This is a genomic window from Trichothermofontia sp. (assembly GCF_053493415.1).
This window is the reverse complement of sequence record NZ_JBRCAD010000178.1, coordinates 1-16,554: the sequence shown is the minus strand read 5'-3', so window position 1 is coordinate 16,554 and position 16,554 is coordinate 1. Positions and strand designations below refer to the sequence as shown.

General features: G+C 55.9%; 17 protein-coding genes. 9 read left to right on the top strand and 8 right to left on the bottom strand.

Annotation, left to right across the window (positions count from 1 at the left end; translation table 11 throughout):
• Nucleotides 1–10: 10 nt before the first annotated feature.
• From ACWIUF_RS15450 to hoxE, 5 genes are all read right to left on the bottom strand, one after another.
• Entirely contained in the window at nucleotides 11–628 is a 618-nt protein-coding gene (locus tag ACWIUF_RS15450; RefSeq protein ID WP_448573401.1) for a CP12 domain-containing protein, read from the bottom strand.
• 117 nt (nucleotides 629–745) lie between these two features.
• Complete coding sequence (locus ACWIUF_RS15445) at nucleotides 746–1,291, bottom strand: NADH-quinone oxidoreductase subunit B family protein (RefSeq protein ID WP_448573400.1); 546 nt, start codon at nucleotides 1,289–1,291, stop codon at nucleotides 746–748.
• Nucleotides 1,279–1,995: a bidirectional hydrogenase complex protein HoxU gene (hoxU, locus tag ACWIUF_RS15440; protein ID WP_448573399.1), complete on the bottom strand. Its 717-nt coding sequence runs from the start codon at nucleotides 1,993–1,995 to the stop codon at nucleotides 1,279–1,281. The genes ACWIUF_RS15445 and hoxU overlap by 13 nt, the downstream gene beginning before the upstream one ends.
• Nucleotides 1,996–2,171: 176 nt before the next feature.
• A complete protein-coding gene (nuoF, locus tag ACWIUF_RS15435) occupies nucleotides 2,172–3,788 on the bottom strand; it encodes an NADH-quinone oxidoreductase subunit NuoF (protein ID WP_448573398.1) in 1,617 nt (538 codons plus the stop codon).
• Nucleotides 3,789–3,856: 68 nt separating this feature from the next.
• Complete coding sequence (hoxE, locus tag ACWIUF_RS15430) at nucleotides 3,857–4,396, bottom strand: bidirectional hydrogenase complex protein HoxE (protein WP_448573397.1); 540 nt, start codon at nucleotides 4,394–4,396, stop codon at nucleotides 3,857–3,859.
• 617 nt (nucleotides 4,397–5,013) lie between these two features.
• On the opposite strand from hoxE, the gene ACWIUF_RS15425 reads away from it, so the two are divergent.
• A complete protein-coding gene (locus tag ACWIUF_RS15425) occupies nucleotides 5,014–5,451 on the top strand; it encodes a QcrA and Rieske domain-containing protein (protein ID WP_448573396.1) in 438 nt (145 codons plus the stop codon).
• Between the two features lie 87 nt (nucleotides 5,452–5,538).
• On the opposite strand, the gene ACWIUF_RS15420 is transcribed toward ACWIUF_RS15425, so the two are convergent.
• Nucleotides 5,539–6,417: an inositol monophosphatase family protein gene (locus ACWIUF_RS15420; RefSeq protein ID WP_448573395.1), complete on the bottom strand. Its 879-nt coding sequence runs from the start codon at nucleotides 6,415–6,417 to the stop codon at nucleotides 5,539–5,541.
• Nucleotides 6,418–6,544: 127 nt separating this feature from the next.
• Here ACWIUF_RS15420 and ACWIUF_RS15415 point away from each other — a divergent pair, with 127 nt between their 5' ends.
• The 3 genes from ACWIUF_RS15415 (at nucleotide 6,545) to ACWIUF_RS15405 (ending at nucleotide 8,810) form a co-directional block, all read left to right on the top strand.
• Nucleotides 6,545–6,832 carry a hypothetical protein gene (locus ACWIUF_RS15415; protein WP_448573394.1) on the top strand — a complete coding sequence of 96 codons (288 nt, stop codon included), beginning with the start codon at nucleotides 6,545–6,547 and terminating at the stop codon, nucleotides 6,830–6,832.
• A gap of 115 nt (nucleotides 6,833–6,947) precedes the next feature.
• The gene (locus tag ACWIUF_RS15410) at nucleotides 6,948–7,649 is read left to right on the top strand and encodes an energy-coupling factor ABC transporter ATP-binding protein (RefSeq protein WP_448573393.1); all 702 of its coding nucleotides are present in this window, start codon (nucleotides 6,948–6,950) and stop codon (nucleotides 7,647–7,649) included.
• A gap of 276 nt (nucleotides 7,650–7,925) precedes the next feature.
• A complete protein-coding gene (locus ACWIUF_RS15405) occupies nucleotides 7,926–8,810 on the top strand; it encodes a class I SAM-dependent methyltransferase (protein ID WP_448573392.1) in 885 nt (294 codons plus the stop codon).
• Between the two features lie 112 nt (nucleotides 8,811–8,922).
• On the opposite strand, the gene ACWIUF_RS15400 is transcribed toward ACWIUF_RS15405, so the two are convergent.
• Nucleotides 8,923–10,104 (bottom strand): ferrochelatase, encoded by a 1,182-nt coding sequence (locus ACWIUF_RS15400; RefSeq protein ID WP_448573391.1) that lies wholly within the window; start codon nucleotides 10,102–10,104, stop codon nucleotides 8,923–8,925.
• A 307-nt stretch (nucleotides 10,105–10,411) separates the two neighbouring features.
• Between ACWIUF_RS15400 and ACWIUF_RS15395 the strand changes: the two genes are divergently transcribed.
• From ACWIUF_RS15395 to ACWIUF_RS15375, 5 genes are all read left to right on the top strand, one after another.
• Nucleotides 10,412–11,371, top strand: a complete 960-nt coding sequence (locus tag ACWIUF_RS15395; RefSeq protein ID WP_448573390.1) for a DMT family transporter — start codon at nucleotides 10,412–10,414, stop codon at nucleotides 11,369–11,371.
• A 78-nt stretch (nucleotides 11,372–11,449) separates the two neighbouring features.
• Complete coding sequence (groL, locus tag ACWIUF_RS15390; protein WP_448573389.1) at nucleotides 11,450–13,120, top strand: chaperonin GroEL; 1,671 nt, start codon at nucleotides 11,450–11,452, stop codon at nucleotides 13,118–13,120.
• A gap of 128 nt (nucleotides 13,121–13,248) precedes the next feature.
• Nucleotides 13,249–14,046, top strand: coding sequence for an adenosylcobinamide-GDP ribazoletransferase (cobS, locus tag ACWIUF_RS15385; protein WP_448573387.1), 798 nt, complete (start codon nucleotides 13,249–13,251; stop codon nucleotides 14,044–14,046).
• Between the two features lie 15 nt (nucleotides 14,047–14,061).
• Nucleotides 14,062–14,490, top strand: coding sequence for a hypothetical protein (locus ACWIUF_RS15380; RefSeq protein WP_448573386.1), 429 nt, complete (start codon nucleotides 14,062–14,064; stop codon nucleotides 14,488–14,490).
• 31 nt (nucleotides 14,491–14,521) lie between these two features.
• Nucleotides 14,522–15,565, top strand: a complete 1,044-nt coding sequence (locus tag ACWIUF_RS15375; protein WP_448573385.1) for a glutathione S-transferase family protein — start codon at nucleotides 14,522–14,524, stop codon at nucleotides 15,563–15,565.
• Between the two features lie 166 nt (nucleotides 15,566–15,731).
• On the opposite strand, the gene ACWIUF_RS15370 is transcribed toward ACWIUF_RS15375, so the two are convergent.
• A partial coding sequence (locus tag ACWIUF_RS15370; protein ID WP_448573383.1) for a hypothetical protein occupies nucleotides 15,732–16,554 on the bottom strand: 823 nt, incomplete at its 5' end.

The following is a 16,554-nucleotide window of genomic DNA, read 5'->3' as shown; positions in this document are numbered from 1 at the left end:
AGAACGCTTTTTAGACTTCATAAATGCGGGCTTCGGCAGCATCGGGAAATTCTTCGCAGTATTCTTCAAACGCTGTTTTCTCTAGCCGCTTGGCCTGTTGATGGGCTGCTTCCGCCTGCATTTCCTCCACGGCATCCCAAGCCGCTGCACACTCCTTCGAGCCGGGACCCTTTTCGGCGCAAATTTTACGCGCTTCGGCGATCGCCGCTTGGATGGCCTCTTCGAGGAGGACGGCCTTGGGACGCTCAAAAGCATCACCCTTTTCTAGAATATCCGTCAGAGAGATGATCCCCAGCAGTTTGTCCTTAATCACCGGGGCACGATGGATACCCGTATTGGCAAACAACCGAGCGACATACTCGACACCCAAATCGGGATTCACAACAATGCAAGGCTTAGTCATGATTTCATAGACCCGCATTTTCTTGGGATCGAGGCCATAGGCAATCACCTTATAAACAATGTCGCTTTCCGTCACAATGCCATAGGCATCCTGCTCATGACGACGATCGACAATCAGGGCACTCCAATGCCGCTCCTTCATCAGGGCGATCGCCTCTGCCACCGTGGCCGACCCCCGAATGGTGACCACATCCTGAGTCATGATTTCCGACGCTTTTTTCATCATGATTGCGTTTCCCTTGATTTAATGCGCTGTGAGTAAATAGTAAATAAGCTGACTGAGTACTTCTACTTACCCTTCCACTTACGTTATGCCGCATTTTGTGCAGTCAATACGCTCTTCTTAGCCAAACTTCAACATTTCCCGGCCCTCTAGGTGCAAGGGTTCCCCCCGCAGAGCCATTTCCAAGAAAGCCCGAATGCGATCGGCGGGCGGTGGACAGCCCGGTAAATAGGCATCCACAGGGACAACTTCATGGACGGGACGCACGCGATCGCACAGGGGTGGCACAATCCCCGGCTCGTTAGGGATCTGGGCTTGCAAGTCCCCCATTTCGAGGTAACAGCGTTCCAGGACCGGCTTAGCACTGCCCAACGGGTTACGCATCGCCGGAACATTGGCCGTCACCGCACAATCACCAAAGGAGATCAGCACTTTTGTGTTGGCCCGTGCCTGTTTTACGAGTTCCAGGTTGTCCTCGTTGGCGATCGATCCCTCCACCAGACAGATATCCACCCCCGTCGGGTAGGTCTTAACATCCGCGATCGGGCTAAAGACCAGATCCACTTGATCTGCCAGATCAAACAGCCATTCATCCAGATCTAGGAAAGACATGTGACAGCCAGAGCAGCCCCCCAGCCAGATCGTCGCCAGTTTTATCTTGTCCATTCTTTTTTCTCCCGTGCCGTTACCAAAAACTCCAGGGTGCTGCGATCGCGCTGCATTTCAGCCACCGTTGACCCCTGCCGGAAAATCGCCCCCGTGGGACAGGCTTCTACACACTTGCCACAGGACGTACAGGCTTCCACCTCACCCCAGGGTTGATTCAACCCCGTTACCATGCGCACCGTCGCTCCCCGTTGGGCCACATCCCACACATGGGCACCCTCAATCTCATCACACACCCGCATACAGCGCGTACAGAAAATGCAGCGGTTATGGTCAATGCCAAACATGGGATGGGACACATCCAGATCCCGATCCGGGAACCGATAGGGGAAGCGGGTATGGTCCATCCCCACCGCGATCGCCATATCCTGCAACTCGCAGTTCCCATTGGCCACACACACGGCACAGACATGGTTCCCCTCCGAGAACAGCAACTCCACCGTCATGCGGCGATATTCCTGCAACTTCGGCGTCTCCGTCTGGATCTCCATCCCCTCCGCCACCTCCGTCACACAGGCCGGGAGCAGCTTATTCATGCCCTTAATTTCCACCAGGCACAACCGACAGGCCCCCACATCCGACACCCCATCCAGGTGGCACAGCGTCGGAATCGTAATGCCCGCCTCCTTTGCCGCCGCCAGAATACTGGTGCCACTCTCCACCGCCAGATCTATGCCATTAATACTGAGTGTTCTCACCGACATCGTGTTCTTACCTCGTCTTACCTCACTGGACCAGAAAGCTTGCAATGATGGAACTTGCAATGATGGGAACAGGGAATCATGCTTAGGGTTGAAGGCTTTTATCGGTTGGCGTCGAGTCTTGCGAAACCCAACCGTCTGGTTAACCCCAAAACGCCCTCGCTCCTCGCTCCTCTCTCCTACTTCCCCCCTACCGGTTGCAGCAACGCCTCATACTCCTGCCGGAAATAGCGCAGCGTACTCAACACTGGATTCGGGGCTGTCATGCCCAGACCACAGAGGCTGGTATCACGCACCATGTGGCAGAGATCTTCAAGACGTTGTAAATCAGTTGCCGTTGCCTCTTGGTTGAGGAGCTTAGTCAGCATGTCGTAAAGCTGGACCGTCCCAGCGCGGCAGGGGATACATTTGCCACAGGATTCCTCTCGACAGAATTCCATATAGAACCGGGCCACATCCACCATGTTGGTTTCGTTGTCCATGACGATCATGCCGCCGGACCCCATGATGCTGCCCAACTGGGTGAGGGACTCATAATCCACAGAAGTATCCAAGGCACTGGCTGGGATACAACCGCCAGAGGGTCCCCCCGTTTGCACAGCCTTAACGCCCCCGGCTGCGGCCACACCCCCGCCCATTTCCTCGACAATCTGGCGCAGGGTGGTTCCCATCGGGACTTCGATCAGGCCGGTATTGCGCACCTTGCCCGTGAGGGCGAATACCTTGGTGCCCTTGCTCTTTTCGGTGCCGATGTTGGCGTACCACTCGCCCCCCTCCCGGATGATTGCCGGAATGTTGGCCAGGGTTTCCACGTTATTGATCAGGGTGGGACATCCCCACAGGCCAGACTGGGCCGGATAGGGCGGACGGGGACGAGGATTACCGCGCCGCCCTTCCACGGAGGCAATGAGCGCGGTTTCTTCCCCACAGACAAAGGCCCCCGCCCCTACCCGAATATCAATTTTGAAATCAAAGGGGGAGCCAAAGATCTGGCTACCGAGGAGGCTGTAGCGTTTGGCTTGCTGGATGGCTTTTTGCAGGTGCCGGATCGCTAGGGGATACTCGGCCCGGACGTAAATAAAGCCGTGGTTAGCCCCGATCGCATACCCCGCGATCGCCATGCCCTCCAGCACCCGGTGGGGATCACTTTCCAGCACACTGCGGTCCATGAAGGCCCCCGGATCACCCTCATCGGCATTGCAAATGACGTATTTTTGCCCCTCCGGCATCTTGGCCACCGTGGCCCACTTCAGCCCTGTGGGATAGCCGCCCCCGCCCCGCCCTCGAAGACCACTGCGGGTGATTTCCTCGACCACTTCAGCGGGATCATATTCGTACAGCACCCGATAGAGTTGCTGATAGCCCCCGGCGGCGATGTATTCCTCAATCCGTTCTGGGTCAATCTTGCCGCTGTTTTCCAAGACGATCGGGAATTGGCGGGCAAAGAAGGGATGGGTGCGATCGCCCAAGGGGGCTGTAGCTTTTCCTCCCTTGAGGGCTTGCACGATCGAGGCTGCATCCGCCGTTGTCACCTGTTCATACAGAATGGGTTCCCGGTTTCCATCCCGGTCAACCACCTCCACCAGGGGACCCCGGCCACAGAAGCGCATACAGCCCACACTGCATACCTCCGTCGATGCCCCCAATCCCTCAGCCTCGACCGCAGCGTCCAACTGGGCTTTCACCGCCGCCGATCCGGAGGACAAACACCCGGCAGCGGTACAACAGTGAATCCGGGTTTGTTTCTGGCGATCGCGTTCCTTTTGCCCGATCGCAAGCAGTTCAGCTAAATCCATAGGTCACGGTCCTTGGTGGATGGCAATAAGTCAAAAGTTAAAAGGCAAAAGTTAAAAGGCAAAAGGCATTACGTCGCATCGGGGAGCCATGCCTTGACGGCTGCGAGGACGGCTTCGGGGGTTTGCTTACCAGCGACGCGACCATCAAAGACTGCCGCTGGGGCAATGCCACAGGCCCCAATACAGCGGGCGGTAACTAGCGACACCTGACCGTCGGGGGTGGTTTCGCCCTCGCTCAGGCCAATTTCCTGTTTCAGCGCCGCGAGCAGTTCCCCCGCCCCTTTGACGTAGCAGGCGGTCCCTAAGCAAACAACACAACTGTGGGCACCGCTGGGTTTGAGCGAGAAGAGGTGGTAAAACGTCGCAACCCCATAGACGCGACTGAGGGGAAGTTTTAGCCCCCGTGCAATGTAGTGCAATACGTCTTCTTCCAGATAGCCAAAGGCTTCCTGGGCTTTATGTAAAACTTCGATTAGGGCATCAGAGCGGTATTGGTTGCGCTTCATGGTGATGTCTAATACCTTAAAACGCTTGTCCCCGCTAGGATGCTCATTATTGGGGGCGGCGGCTGGGCGATCGGTGGTTGGAGTTGGCGATAGTGGCGACATCGGACTTCCTTGGAATCTAAAGAATTAATGAAGAAGCTCTAGGCAAACCTGACAGATCTGACAGATCTAGATCCCCCCAGAATCCCTATTCCTGATGAATTTAGTTACCCCGGTAATGAATATATACATTTATTGCAAGATTATTACAAAACGGCTATAAGTGGCTTCCTGACTGATTTTGCAGAATTGGGATTAGACCTATCTGCCACCATAGTCAGAGTAATTCACAAGCGACTTAAAAATGAGGAACTGATATTGAAAAAATCTAAAACTATTGTCGCATCTCCCCCCTAGGTTGACCGATAACTTTAGATTCTTTTGAGGAATGTTTTGTGCTGGAAAAATATTGGCACTGAAGGGCGAGGATAGTTGTGAAAATCAACAAAAAAGTTGTTTAAATAAAATACCGACTGCTCCTCCCTCAATGGACCAATAGGGTGCTTCTGTCGCCACTGGATCGTCCCGGTGTGGCCTCATGCTAGGTGGCTGTCGATCGCGCCCAGGAATCGTTAAGCTAGGGACTAACGAGGCGATCGGGCCTGATGATTTGATCTAGCCGCGATCGTCCCTGGTTGGCTGGGACCCCAGCCGCCCGTTAATGTCATTGGGGTATGCCTATGAGATGTCGAGAATTTATTGGTTGGGTTGGCGTTGGCGGAGTGGTGAGTTCTCTCCCCGTTGTGGTTTCTGGCTGTGGCCAAACCGGGAGCAATGTTGACACCGCTGCTCCAGTCCGTCCCGATGGCTTCCAGGTTGTGGGTCCTGTTGCCGCCCTGGATAACCCTGGGGGCTTACTCAATGAGAACCTGGCCCAACCCGTTTTAGTGATCCGCGATCCCGCCAATACAGATACCCTACTAGCGGTGAATCCGACTTGCACCCATGATGGCTGTACGGTCGATTGGCAAGGGGATGCTAAAGCTTTTGTTTGTCCTTGCCACGAGGCCAGATTTAGCGAAAGGGGGGCACTGGTTGCGGGTCCGGCAGACAAGCCCCTAGCAGTCTATGTGGCTAAAATCGAGGGGGATAGTGTTCTGGTTAACTTTTCTGGTTAACTTTGGCGAGGGGGAATCTCACCGTTTGTCAGTCGTAACTTCCCTATGGACGGATAGGTTCCCAGCCGCTTCGACTTCGGCTAAGCATTAGCGATCGGGGCCATCGGGGGTGGCGGCGATCGCTTGGAGAAGGTCCTGCTGAACTTTCCGTGAGGCGGCAATCACTAGGCCAGGTCGGCGATAGGCCACGCAATCAATCAGGGGGGGTGGGGGCAGACCGGCATGGGTGGAGACGATCGCCCCGGCTTCCTGGGCCATAAAGGCTAGGGCAGCGCCATCGATAAAATTGCCATTGCGAATAATCACGCCGGCCAACTCGCCGCTGAGCATCCCATTGACATTGGGAATCTGCTGGGTGGCGGAATAGCCTTTGGCGACATCGATCACGGTGTAGCGATCGCGCAGGGCGGGTTTATACCGTTCCATCCCCCAACCCAGCAAAATGGTGGGTTGAGGATTCTGGATGCGGAGGGGTTGACAATCGTCTAACGCCGCTGTTAGAGGACCTACCCAGCATCCTTGCCCCCGAAGAGCATAGCAGTAGGTATCTTGAGCAGGGCTGAGGGCGATCGCGGCTTCATAGTCGTCGGTATTGAGGACACTCAGGATAATTTGATAATTGTTGTGCCCATCCAGGTAAAACTGGGTGCCATCGATCGGGTCCAGAGTAACCAGGTAATCATTTGGCTCCCCTAGGGTGATCGCCCGTAAGTATTTGGTGTTATAGGACTGCTCGTATTCCTCCCCATAGAAACGGAGGGACGGGAAATGGGCCAGCAGCGCCACCTCCACCAGGGTTTGGATCGACAGATCGGCATCACTGAGGGCTGCCCCGAAAACACTATCAGCAGCCTTGGCCGGACGACGGGTGATCCGGGGTTGAATCTGGCGGGCATAGGCGGCGGCTAGTCGCAAGGGCGGCAGCAATGTCGCCAAAATTTGGCGTGGGGTGGGGACAAGGGACATGAGCAGCTAACCGTCACAACTCTGCTGAGAGATAATACGCGATCGACCCCACCTGCACCCACCCGCTGCTTAAGGCGACAGGGATCAGCTAGGATAGGCTTGCTGTACTCATCATCACACCATTCCCATGTTTCTTCTCGAAGTAGTCCTGCGCTATTCCCCTGTTTCCCTCTCGGTGCAACGTAAGTCTGAGGCGGATGCAATGGCGCTCTATCAGCATATTCTGTCCGTGATGCAGAACAGTGCAGCGACCCCCCTCCTGGAGTTAACCTGTGAGAAAGAGGTGGATAAAAAAATTGCAGTGCTAACGAGTGAAATCCTGGCTGTCCAGGTGTCGGAGAAATCGGGTACCGCTGCCGCCTCCGGACGCCCACCTGGCTTCTTTGCCCTGTCCCAGGATGAGGCAGAAGGATAGGACATCAAAGGATAGGACATCAGAAGTGTGGCATGGCCTAACACTGGGGATCAGAGCGTGGCTCAGAATAGGGGATCAGCTCAGGATAAGTGCGGCAAGGGGGGATCAGGCGCGGGTGAATGACGTACCCCCGGACACCACAATTGCGTCACCAGCGATCGTGGTCGATCGCGTTGCCTTTCAATGGACACCGGCACAATGGGTCCTTGACCAATGCTCCCTGAGGGTGCCCCAGGGGGAATTTTGGATGTTGTTGGGTACCAATGGCAGCGGTAAATCCACCCTATTGCGGATTCTGGCGGGCCTGTTGACTCCGCAAGCGGGCCACACCCAAGCCCTCCAACCCGTCGGTTTTGTCTTCCAAAACCCCGATCACCAACTGGTGATGCCTACGGTGGGGGCTGATGTTGCCTTTGGCCTCGTTGCTGAGCAATTACCCCCCCAAAAAGTTCGGGAGCGGGTGTGGGAGAGTTTGGCCGCCGTCGGCCTAACTGAGTTTGAGCGGCGACCGATCTACGCCCTGAGTGGTGGCCAGAAACAACGCGTCGCGATCGCAGGGGCGATCGCCCGCCATAGTCAGGTTTTGCTGTTGGATGAACCCACCGCCCTCCTGGACCCTGATAGTCAACGGGATCTCGTCAGTCGGGTACAAGCTCTTGTCAAACAGCGCGGGATTACCGCCCTGTGGGTCACGCATCGCTTGGAGGAACTGGACTATTGCGATGGCGCTTTCCTGCTCCAGAATGGCCGTGTGATTAGCCAGGGCGACCCCCAAACCTGTAAGCAGCAGTTGATGCAATCCGGTTCCCCTCCCTAACCGGGAACTTGGCGTTTTGCCTGTTGCATTCGGACCCCTCATGGCCCATTGCACAATATCCCTTAACCGGGCAGAATCAAGAGGATTTTAACCCCCTGCTTGACTGACCAATCTTTTCCCCTCATCCCTAAATCCCTTCGCCCACAAGGGGCGAAGGGACTTCAACCCCAAAAACTGGCGCAAAAGCCCCTCGCCCGCTCTGGGAGAGGGGTTGGGGTGAGGGCGGTTCGAGTGTTGTCAGTCAAGCAGCTTTAACCCCTTACCCTAGAGATGCCCATGTCGGTTGACGCCCCCCTCTCTGCCGCCCAAATTGAGCAGGCGAAACAAGCGATCATCGCCCAATATGGTCCTTGGACAGCCCACAATATCCACTTGGGGCACGGTATTTACACCCTGGATAATCAATCGGCCCGTGATATTCGTCCCCGTTGGCTCACACAAATTGTGGCGGATATTGCCCGTCGCCCGTGGACACAATTACGAATTTTAGATTTAGCCTGTTTAGAAGGATGGTACGCGATCGAATGTGCGCTGCAAGGGGCTGAGGTCGTCGGCATTGAGGGCCGTAAGGCGAGTGTGGAAAAGGCCCGATTGGTTAAGGATATCCATCGGCTCGATCGCCTGACCTTTTACCAGGATGATGTGCGCAACTTAAGCGTGGCTAACTACGGTCAGTTTGATGTGATTTTATGCCTGGGGATTCTCTATCATTTGGATGCCCCCGATGTGTTCGCCTTTATCGAGCAACTCGCGGCCTGCTGCCGGGGCTTTGCGATCGTGGATACCCACATTAGTCTAACGCCAGCAGTTGAGCAGACCTATCAAGGTCAAACCTATTGGGGGGAATACTACCAGGAGCACGCCGAGGCTGCTTCCCCAGCGGAGCGGGAACAGGCGGCTTGGGCTTCCCTCGATAACCCCAAGAGCTTTTGGCTAACCCGACCGTCCCTGGTTAACTGTCTCCAAACCAGTGGCTTCACGTCGGTTTATGAATGCTACAAATTTAGTCAGGGATTTGCGAAGCAAGGGGTTAGCGATCGGTTGGCATTACTGGCTATGCGCGGTACCCTGCAAACGGTCTATTCATCACCGTTAGTCGAACAACTAGGGACGGGTACTTGGCCGGAAAGCCAACCTGCTCAAACCCCGGCGGGAGACTAAAGGACGATGACGTTTAAGCCGGCGCGCCCTCGACCGGCTCAACCCGAACGGAGCGCATTAACACCAGAGATGGGCCAATGCTACGGGTCCCTTCTGCCCTCTGACGCCAGGGTTAGTGGGAGTGGGAATGGGGATGATCGTGGGGATGTGGGTGAGCATGGGCGTGATGATGGTGCGCGTGGGCAGGGGGTGCGTGGGCGATCGCAAGGGCTGGATTCACCGCCAAACTTTGCTCTGCCAAAAGGTCGGCAATCAGGGGATTAACCCAACTCGCCGCCATTTGCAGAAAGTCCGGATGATCATTCACACAGTCCATTTGCACATAGGTAACATCAGGCCGCCGCCGTCGCAGGTCTTCAATAATATGCCCGACATCGAGCAAGGTTTCATGGTTTTCCGTGGCAAACCCAATCGGCATCAGCACGATCGCCGTTGCCCCCAAATCAAGCAAATTCTGCGCGGCTTGTCGGACATTGGGCTGGGTCCATTCAATCAAGGGGGTATCATGGTTGAGCCAACCGATGGAAATGAGGGGATAGCGTTCAATAAGGCGATCGCGCACCCGATCGTACAGAAGTTGACTTTCGGTAATACCTGATGTGAATCCCTTCGCCTTGTGCGGACAGCCGTGGTTCATCAGCACAATCCCAATCTGGGAGGGCAAATGGGCCATAATCACATCCGCCTGGATCTTCGCCTCGACCAAATCGGCCAACAGATCTAAATAGTCCGCCCGATCGTAGAACGACGGTAAATAGCGCATTCCCTTCACCCAATGGGGGGTCTCGGTGCCCATCCCCGCGAGGGCGCGGTTTACCTGCTCGATCGCAATGCCGCTGGTGAAAATCGAATCCACGACCAGCAGCGGATAAATCAGCAGCTTATCAAACCCATCTGCCTGAATTTGGGCCAAGACCTGGGCCGGCAGAAAGGGGGCACAAAAGTTAAAGGCTTTATAGACCCTAACCCGATCGCCCCATTGGGCTTGTAAATGCTTCTCAATGCCCGCCCGTTGCCGCTCAAAGATGGCATTGTGGGGGGAAATGAAATTGCCATGCTGGTGCCCCCACTCATGCAAATCAAATACCGCTAACAACCGCGCCAAAGGGGGATAAATCCAGGTCGGCACGGGGGCAAACTTGGCCGTGAGTAGATTGAGGGCCTGTTCGTTATAGTTGGCAAAGTCCTCATAACGTTCCACTTCGCCATAGCCCATCAGTAGGACAGCCACGCGATCGCCGATCGCCCCCCTGTCCGCAACCGGCCTTTGGACGTATTCAGGGGTTGTAACCACAGTGCAGACCTCACGTAATATCAGGAAATACTCGCCAAGTGTGTTCGGAGGCAGTCCAGACCGCACAGCGGACCGGCACTGCTCGGTTTGGGCTGAGCCTACCGAGAGCACTCATCCTTATGCTTGACAAGGTACTCGTCCTAACCGTTTTACTTAGGCTAGCATCCCCCTGGAGGGGATAGGGGAGGTTGTAGGTTTCCTTAATGTTCTGGCGCTGAGTATGGGGGGGAGGGGGAGGTCCCGATTTTAGCGGTGATCCATCCCCAGTGCTCACCCTGGCGTATCGCGTTCTCTTGAGGCTATCGCTGTGTTGGGTTTTCTGCTGGTTCTGGCTGCGGCCTTTTGTTTCTGCTTGCAAAATGTCATTGTGCGGGTCCTCTTTACGGAACAGACGCTCTTTGGCCTATTCCCCACCGGGGGCTTTGTCACCCCTACCCTGCCCCATTCGTTCTTGCTACTGTTCATGCGTATGGCGATCGTGGTCCCCCTGATGGCTGCCCTGGCTACCACGCTCTATCCAGCTACCTGGCGGGATATGCAGGTGATCAGTAGGTCCGGTCAGCGGTTTCTCCTGGGACGATCGCTGGCTGGGGGCGGTTTGATGTTTCTGTACCTGGCCCTGCTCTATGTCTCAGTTGGCCTAATTCCCACGGGGATTGCCCTCACCCTCTTTTTTACCTATCCCGTTTTTACGGCCCTGATAGCCTGGTATACCTTTGGCAGTTCTCCTAGCCCCCAACGCTGGGGCATCATGGGCCTGATTTTAGTTGGGACAGTCTTGACCTTACCCCACAGCCGCTCGATCGCCGGGGTTGCCAGTCCCCTCGGCATTCTCTGTGGCATTACGGCTGGCTTTGCCTACGCCCTGTATACCATCAACGCCCAGCAGAGTTTTGTGTCCCTCCACCCCGTCCCCTTCACCTGGATCAGTTTTGCGGTCACCCTGCTCCTGTCTGCTGGGAGCCTGAGTCTGGGGCCGCACGCGGCTGCACCCTTGTCCTGGTGGCCCCTGTGGGTGGGTGGGGGCTTTTCAGCGATCGTCACCTTGGCCGGACATCTGCTCAATAACTTAGGCATTCGCCAAATTGGGGCAACCACCGCCGCTATCATTGGGGCCAGTAATCCCGCCTTAACGGTGGTGTTGGCCTGGTTGGCGATCCAGGAACATCTCAATGGGGTACAGTTGACGGGCGTGGCGATCGTCACCCTGGGGGTCCTCTTTCTCAGCCGCGACACCACCCCCCAACGGGAGAAATCCACACCTTAATTTGTTTAGCACTCTCCAAGCTTGAGTGATAAATTCAAGGGTGGACTATTGGTATTAACACAAGGTGAGACCTGAGATATGGCGAAGCTGATCTCGTTTGACGAAAAATCACGACAATCGCTGGAGCAGGGGATCAATGCCCTAGCGGATGCCGTCCGCATCACCCTTGGCCCCCGTGGTCGCAATGTTGTCCTGGAGAAGAAATTCGGTGCCCCGGATATTGTCAACGATGGCGTGACGATCGCCAAAGAGATCGAGTTGGAAGATCCCTTCCAAAATGTGGGCGCAAAGTTGATGCAGGAAGTCGCTTCTAAAACCAAGGATATTGCCGGTGATGGCACAACCACCGCTACGGTGCTGGCCCAGGCAATGGTGCGCGAAGGGATGCGTAATGTGGCGGCGGGTGCGAACCCGGTTGCCCTGCGGCGGGGGATGGAAAAGACGATTGCCGAGTTGGTCACGCGGATTGCGGCGGTGGCTAAACCGGTTGAGGGGGATGCGATCGCCCAGGTTGCCACGGTGTCCTCTGGCAATGATGAGGAAGTGGGCCAGATGATCGCTGAGGCGATGCACAAGGTTACCAAGGACGGCGTGATTACGGTGGAAGAGTCCAAGTCCCTAACCACCGAGATGGAAGTGGTGGAAGGGATGCAGATCGATCGTGGCTACATTTCCCCCTACTTTGTCACCGATCCGGAACGGATGGTCACCGAGTATGAAAACGCCCTGATCTTGATTACCGACAAGAAAATTTCCTCGATTCAAGATCTCGTCCCGACCCTGGAAAAGGTAGCCCGCTCTAGCCAACCGTTGCTGATCATTGCCGAAGATGTGGAAGGGGAAGCCCTCGCCACCCTGGTGGTGAACCGGATGCGCGGTGTGTTGAGTGTGGTGGCCGTGAAGGCTCCGGGTTTTGGCGACCGTCGTAAGGCCATGCTCCAGGACATTGCTATCCTCACCAACGGCCAATTGATTTCCGAAGAAGTGGGTTTGGGTCTTGATAACGTCAGCCTGGATATGCTGGGCACTGCTCGCAAGGTGACCATCTCCAAGGACAATACGACGATCGTCTCGGCCACCGAAAACCCCACCGCCGTCCAGAAACGCATTGCTCAAATCCGCAAGCAACTGGAAGAAACTGATTCCGACTACGATCGCGAAAAGCTGCAAGAGCGGATTGCGAAACTTGCCGGGGGGGTTGCCGTGATTAAGGTGGGTGCCCCCACGGAAACGGAACTGAAAAACCGCAAACTCCGGATCGAAGACGCCCTCAATGCGACCCAAGCGGCAGTCGAGGAGGGGATTGTTCCAGGTGGTGGTACGACCTTGATCCACTTGGGCGGTCAGTTGAAAGACTTTGTGGCCAGCCTCCAGGGTGAAGAACGGATCGGCGCGGAAATTGTCATCCGTGCCCTGGAAGCTCCCCTGCGTCAGATTGCTGAAAATGCCGGGGTGGAAGGCTCGGTTATCGTGGAAAAGGTCCGTGAGAAGGACTTTAGTGTGGGATATAACGCCCTGACCCAGCAGTTTGAAGACCTCATTGCCGCCGGGATTGTTGACCCAGCCAAGGTGGTGCGATCGGCCCTGCAAGATGCTGGCTCCGTTGCGGCGATGGTGCTGACCACCGAAGCCCTGATTGTGGAGAAACCGGAACCCCCCGCTCCGGCTGGTGGCCCTGACATGGGCGGCATGGGGGGTATGGGCGGTATGGGCGGTATGGGCGGTATGGGCGGCATGGGCATGATGTAAGCTCAGTAAATTACAAGTTGCACAGGGGATAGCCGTCTGAGTCTATCGAAGATTCGGCTGTCTCAGGGGCAGGCAGGATGCCTACCCCAGGCAGGTCAGGATGCCTACCCCACAATCTGCAATTAACCATGCTGCGTTTTGTCGCTGCGATCGCCTTTTATACCTGTCTCCCCATCCCCAGCACATGGCCGTTAGACTTCCAGGGGGTTGCCCGTTTGGCTCCCCTGGTGGGTTTACTCATCGGTAGCATTTTGGTGGCCGCCGATGGGGGGCTATCCCTGCTGGGAATGCCCGTTCTGACGCGCAGTGCCGTCCTAGTGGCTAGCTGGCTGGCCCTCACAGGGGGGTTGCATTTGGATGGTGCGATCGATACGGCGGATGGGTTAGCCGTTCCTGATCCTGAGCGTCGGTTAACGGTCATGCGGGATAGTGTCACGGGCGCTTTTGGAGTGATGGCGGCGGTGGCGATCGTCCTCCTCAAGGTAGCAACGCTGACTGATTTAACCCAGGGGCGTTGGTTAGCCCTGCTCCTGGTGCCCGCCTGGGGACGGTGGGGGCAACTGCTGGCGATCGTGCGCTATCCCTACCTGCGCCCCACGGGCAAAGGGGCCTGCCACAAAGCGGCAATCCAATCCCCCTGGGAATTGCTGCCCACGGGTCTCCTGTTGGTGCTACTGGCGGGTTTCGGCAGCTTTGTCCACCTGACCTTGCTAGGACAGGCGCTTCGCCCAGACTGCTTGCGATCGGTGATGCTGACCGGATTTGCCCTGAGCATCGTCGGCTTATTGCCTGCGATCTTGACCGGGGTTTGGTTTAATCAGCAATTAGGGGGGCATACGGGCGATACCTATGGGGCAGTGGTTGAGTGGACCGAGACCTTCTCGCTGGTTTTAGTTACCCTGATTTTAGAAACAACCGTTTTTTAAGCAGCCGGACCCGGCATGAGTAAGTCCCAGCCCGAATCTAGTGCCCCGATCGCGGACCTTGATCCCCAATTCGAGGTGGCGATCCAACGGCTCCATCAACTCATCCTTTGGGGACGGTGGCTGGCGGTAATTCTCCTGTGGCTCAGCCTTGCCCCCCTCAGTCTGTATGCTCTGCGATCGGAGGTTACCCTCTGGTTCGACCATTTCACCTGGTCTGCGCTACGTTACGGGCTGGCCTTTAATCCCATGCCGACCCTGGGTTTAGCCCTATGTTTGGCCAGTCTGCTCTCGGCCCTACTCTGGCAATCGCAACATGCCCTCTGGGGCATCAGCGATCGGGAACGGCAGCGACTCCTGCGCCGGGTCCAACGCATTCACCAACAGGGACCCAGCCATCCCCTCTGGCGTTGGACATTTGGCCAGACCCAGGGGGAAGAATTTTGAATTTTGAATTTGCCAGCGTGAGGGGTACAGGGTGAAAAACAAACTGAGCTTGGGTCGATCACTGCCTCCCGGTACGGTGATCAAATTAGGAAAATTTGTCTGGACGACGATGTGGCGGACGATGATGGCCCAAATGGCCCCCCGTAATGCGGCGGGGGAGTACCTGCGACCGGCTAGCCAATTTCGTCAGATGATTTCGTCCCAAGCGGGGGCTGTCTATCCGCCAGCGGCGGGCCGCTATCAGTTATTTGTCGGCTGGGGCTGTCCCTGGGCGCATCGAACCTTAGTCGTGCGTGCCCTGAAGGGATTGGAAGCGGCGATCGCGATCGTCATTGTTGAACCCTCTCCGCAGACAGGGATGTGGATGCTCACCCAACCCGAACACGGTTGTCAAACGGTGCCGGATCTCTACCAAAAAGCCCAACCGGGCTACACTGGACGCTGCACAGTTCCTGTTCTCTGGGATGCGCACACGGGGACGATCGTGAATAACGAGAGTGCCGAGATTATCGTGAGTCTCAATGCTGAGTTCAATGCCTTTGCCCGTAACCCTGCGCTTGATTTGTATCCTACTGACCTGAAGGCGGCGATCGATGATTGGAACGATCGCATCTATACGGATGTGAATAATGGGGTCTACCGCTGCGGTTTTGCCCAAACCCAAACGGCCTACGCGCAAGCCTGCCAAGCACTCTTCACAACCCTTGATGCGATTGAATCCACCCTGTCAGCACAACGGTATCTTTGTGGCGATCGTCTGACCCTCGCTGATGTGCGTTTGTTCACAACCCTGATCCGGTTTGATATTGTTTACTATGGTTTGTTCAAGTGCAACCAACGCCGTATCCAGGACTACCCCCACCTAAGTGGCTACCTGCGTGAACTCTACCAACTACCCGGTATTGCCGACACCTGTCGGCTGGACATCATCAAACGGGACTACTATGGCAACCTGTTTCCCCTGAATCCGGGTGGTCTCATCCCAGTAGGACCGGATCTGACTGTCCTTACGGCTCCCCACGGACGCGATCACCTACCTGCCGATCGCCTTGCCACTACCGGGGGCAGCACCTAATTAACTAAGCAACGTTTGTAGTTCAGGCTTTAGCCTGCAACACCTTAAGATGAGCTGCCGCAGATCACTTTTGATGCCTACAGATCACCTTGCGGCGGTCGGCTCCAAACTCCTAGGTCGAGGCTACGCCAACGATTTGTGATCTCGCTTGGCCAGTACATTTTGTTTACTTACCGATCATGTGCAATGCCTCGATCCAGATCTTGAGTTCCTGCTCAGCCAGGGTTTTATCCGTCAATTCCTGCTCTTGGTGGGCGATGTAGGTGTTCCGAAAGTCATTGATGCGGGTCACGGTTTCCAAAAACTTACGTCCACCCTGAAACCGCAACTGAGTTCGCAAGGCTTCAAATACCCCCCCTATTTTTGTGGTGTCATTGAGAGCGTAGTCTAGGCACGATCGCAGCAAACCAATCAGTGACAAGCCATTGTTGAACACTAACGTCCGTTTCAGATTTTGGGCCAGTTTGCGGTAATAGTCCTCTGATTTACGGTCTACACCGCCCAAGTAGGGAGCGAACCAAGCTTTTTGGTCATCCACGCTAGCAGGCATCTCTGGTTGCAGTCGCCGTACCAGGAAGCCTTTTGCTACTTCATCAATGGAACCCAGTAGGGCGGTAAAGACAGGCGCATAATTCATGCCTTCTTTGTTCTCGAAGAAGCGATAGAGCATGACGGCTTGATCGGCAGCGCGGCGATAGCGGGAAGGCAGCGCCTTGAGAATGGCTGGGTCAATCAGGCTATCCACAGTAGCAACTTCTTCGTCGGATTGCCCCAAATTTACAAACAGGGGCAAGTCTTGGAATTCCTCAGATTGCAGCAAGTTTTGTAAGGCAGGGGCACAGGCACGGGCCAGTTCGGCAATGGTATCACCGGCCATGCGTTCAAACACGCCTTGGGGGATGTAGAGATAGTGCCATTGGACTCCCTCACCCCCAGCCCCTCTCCCAAGCTGGGAGAGGGGAGTAAGAGGGTTTGGTTCCCCCTTCTCC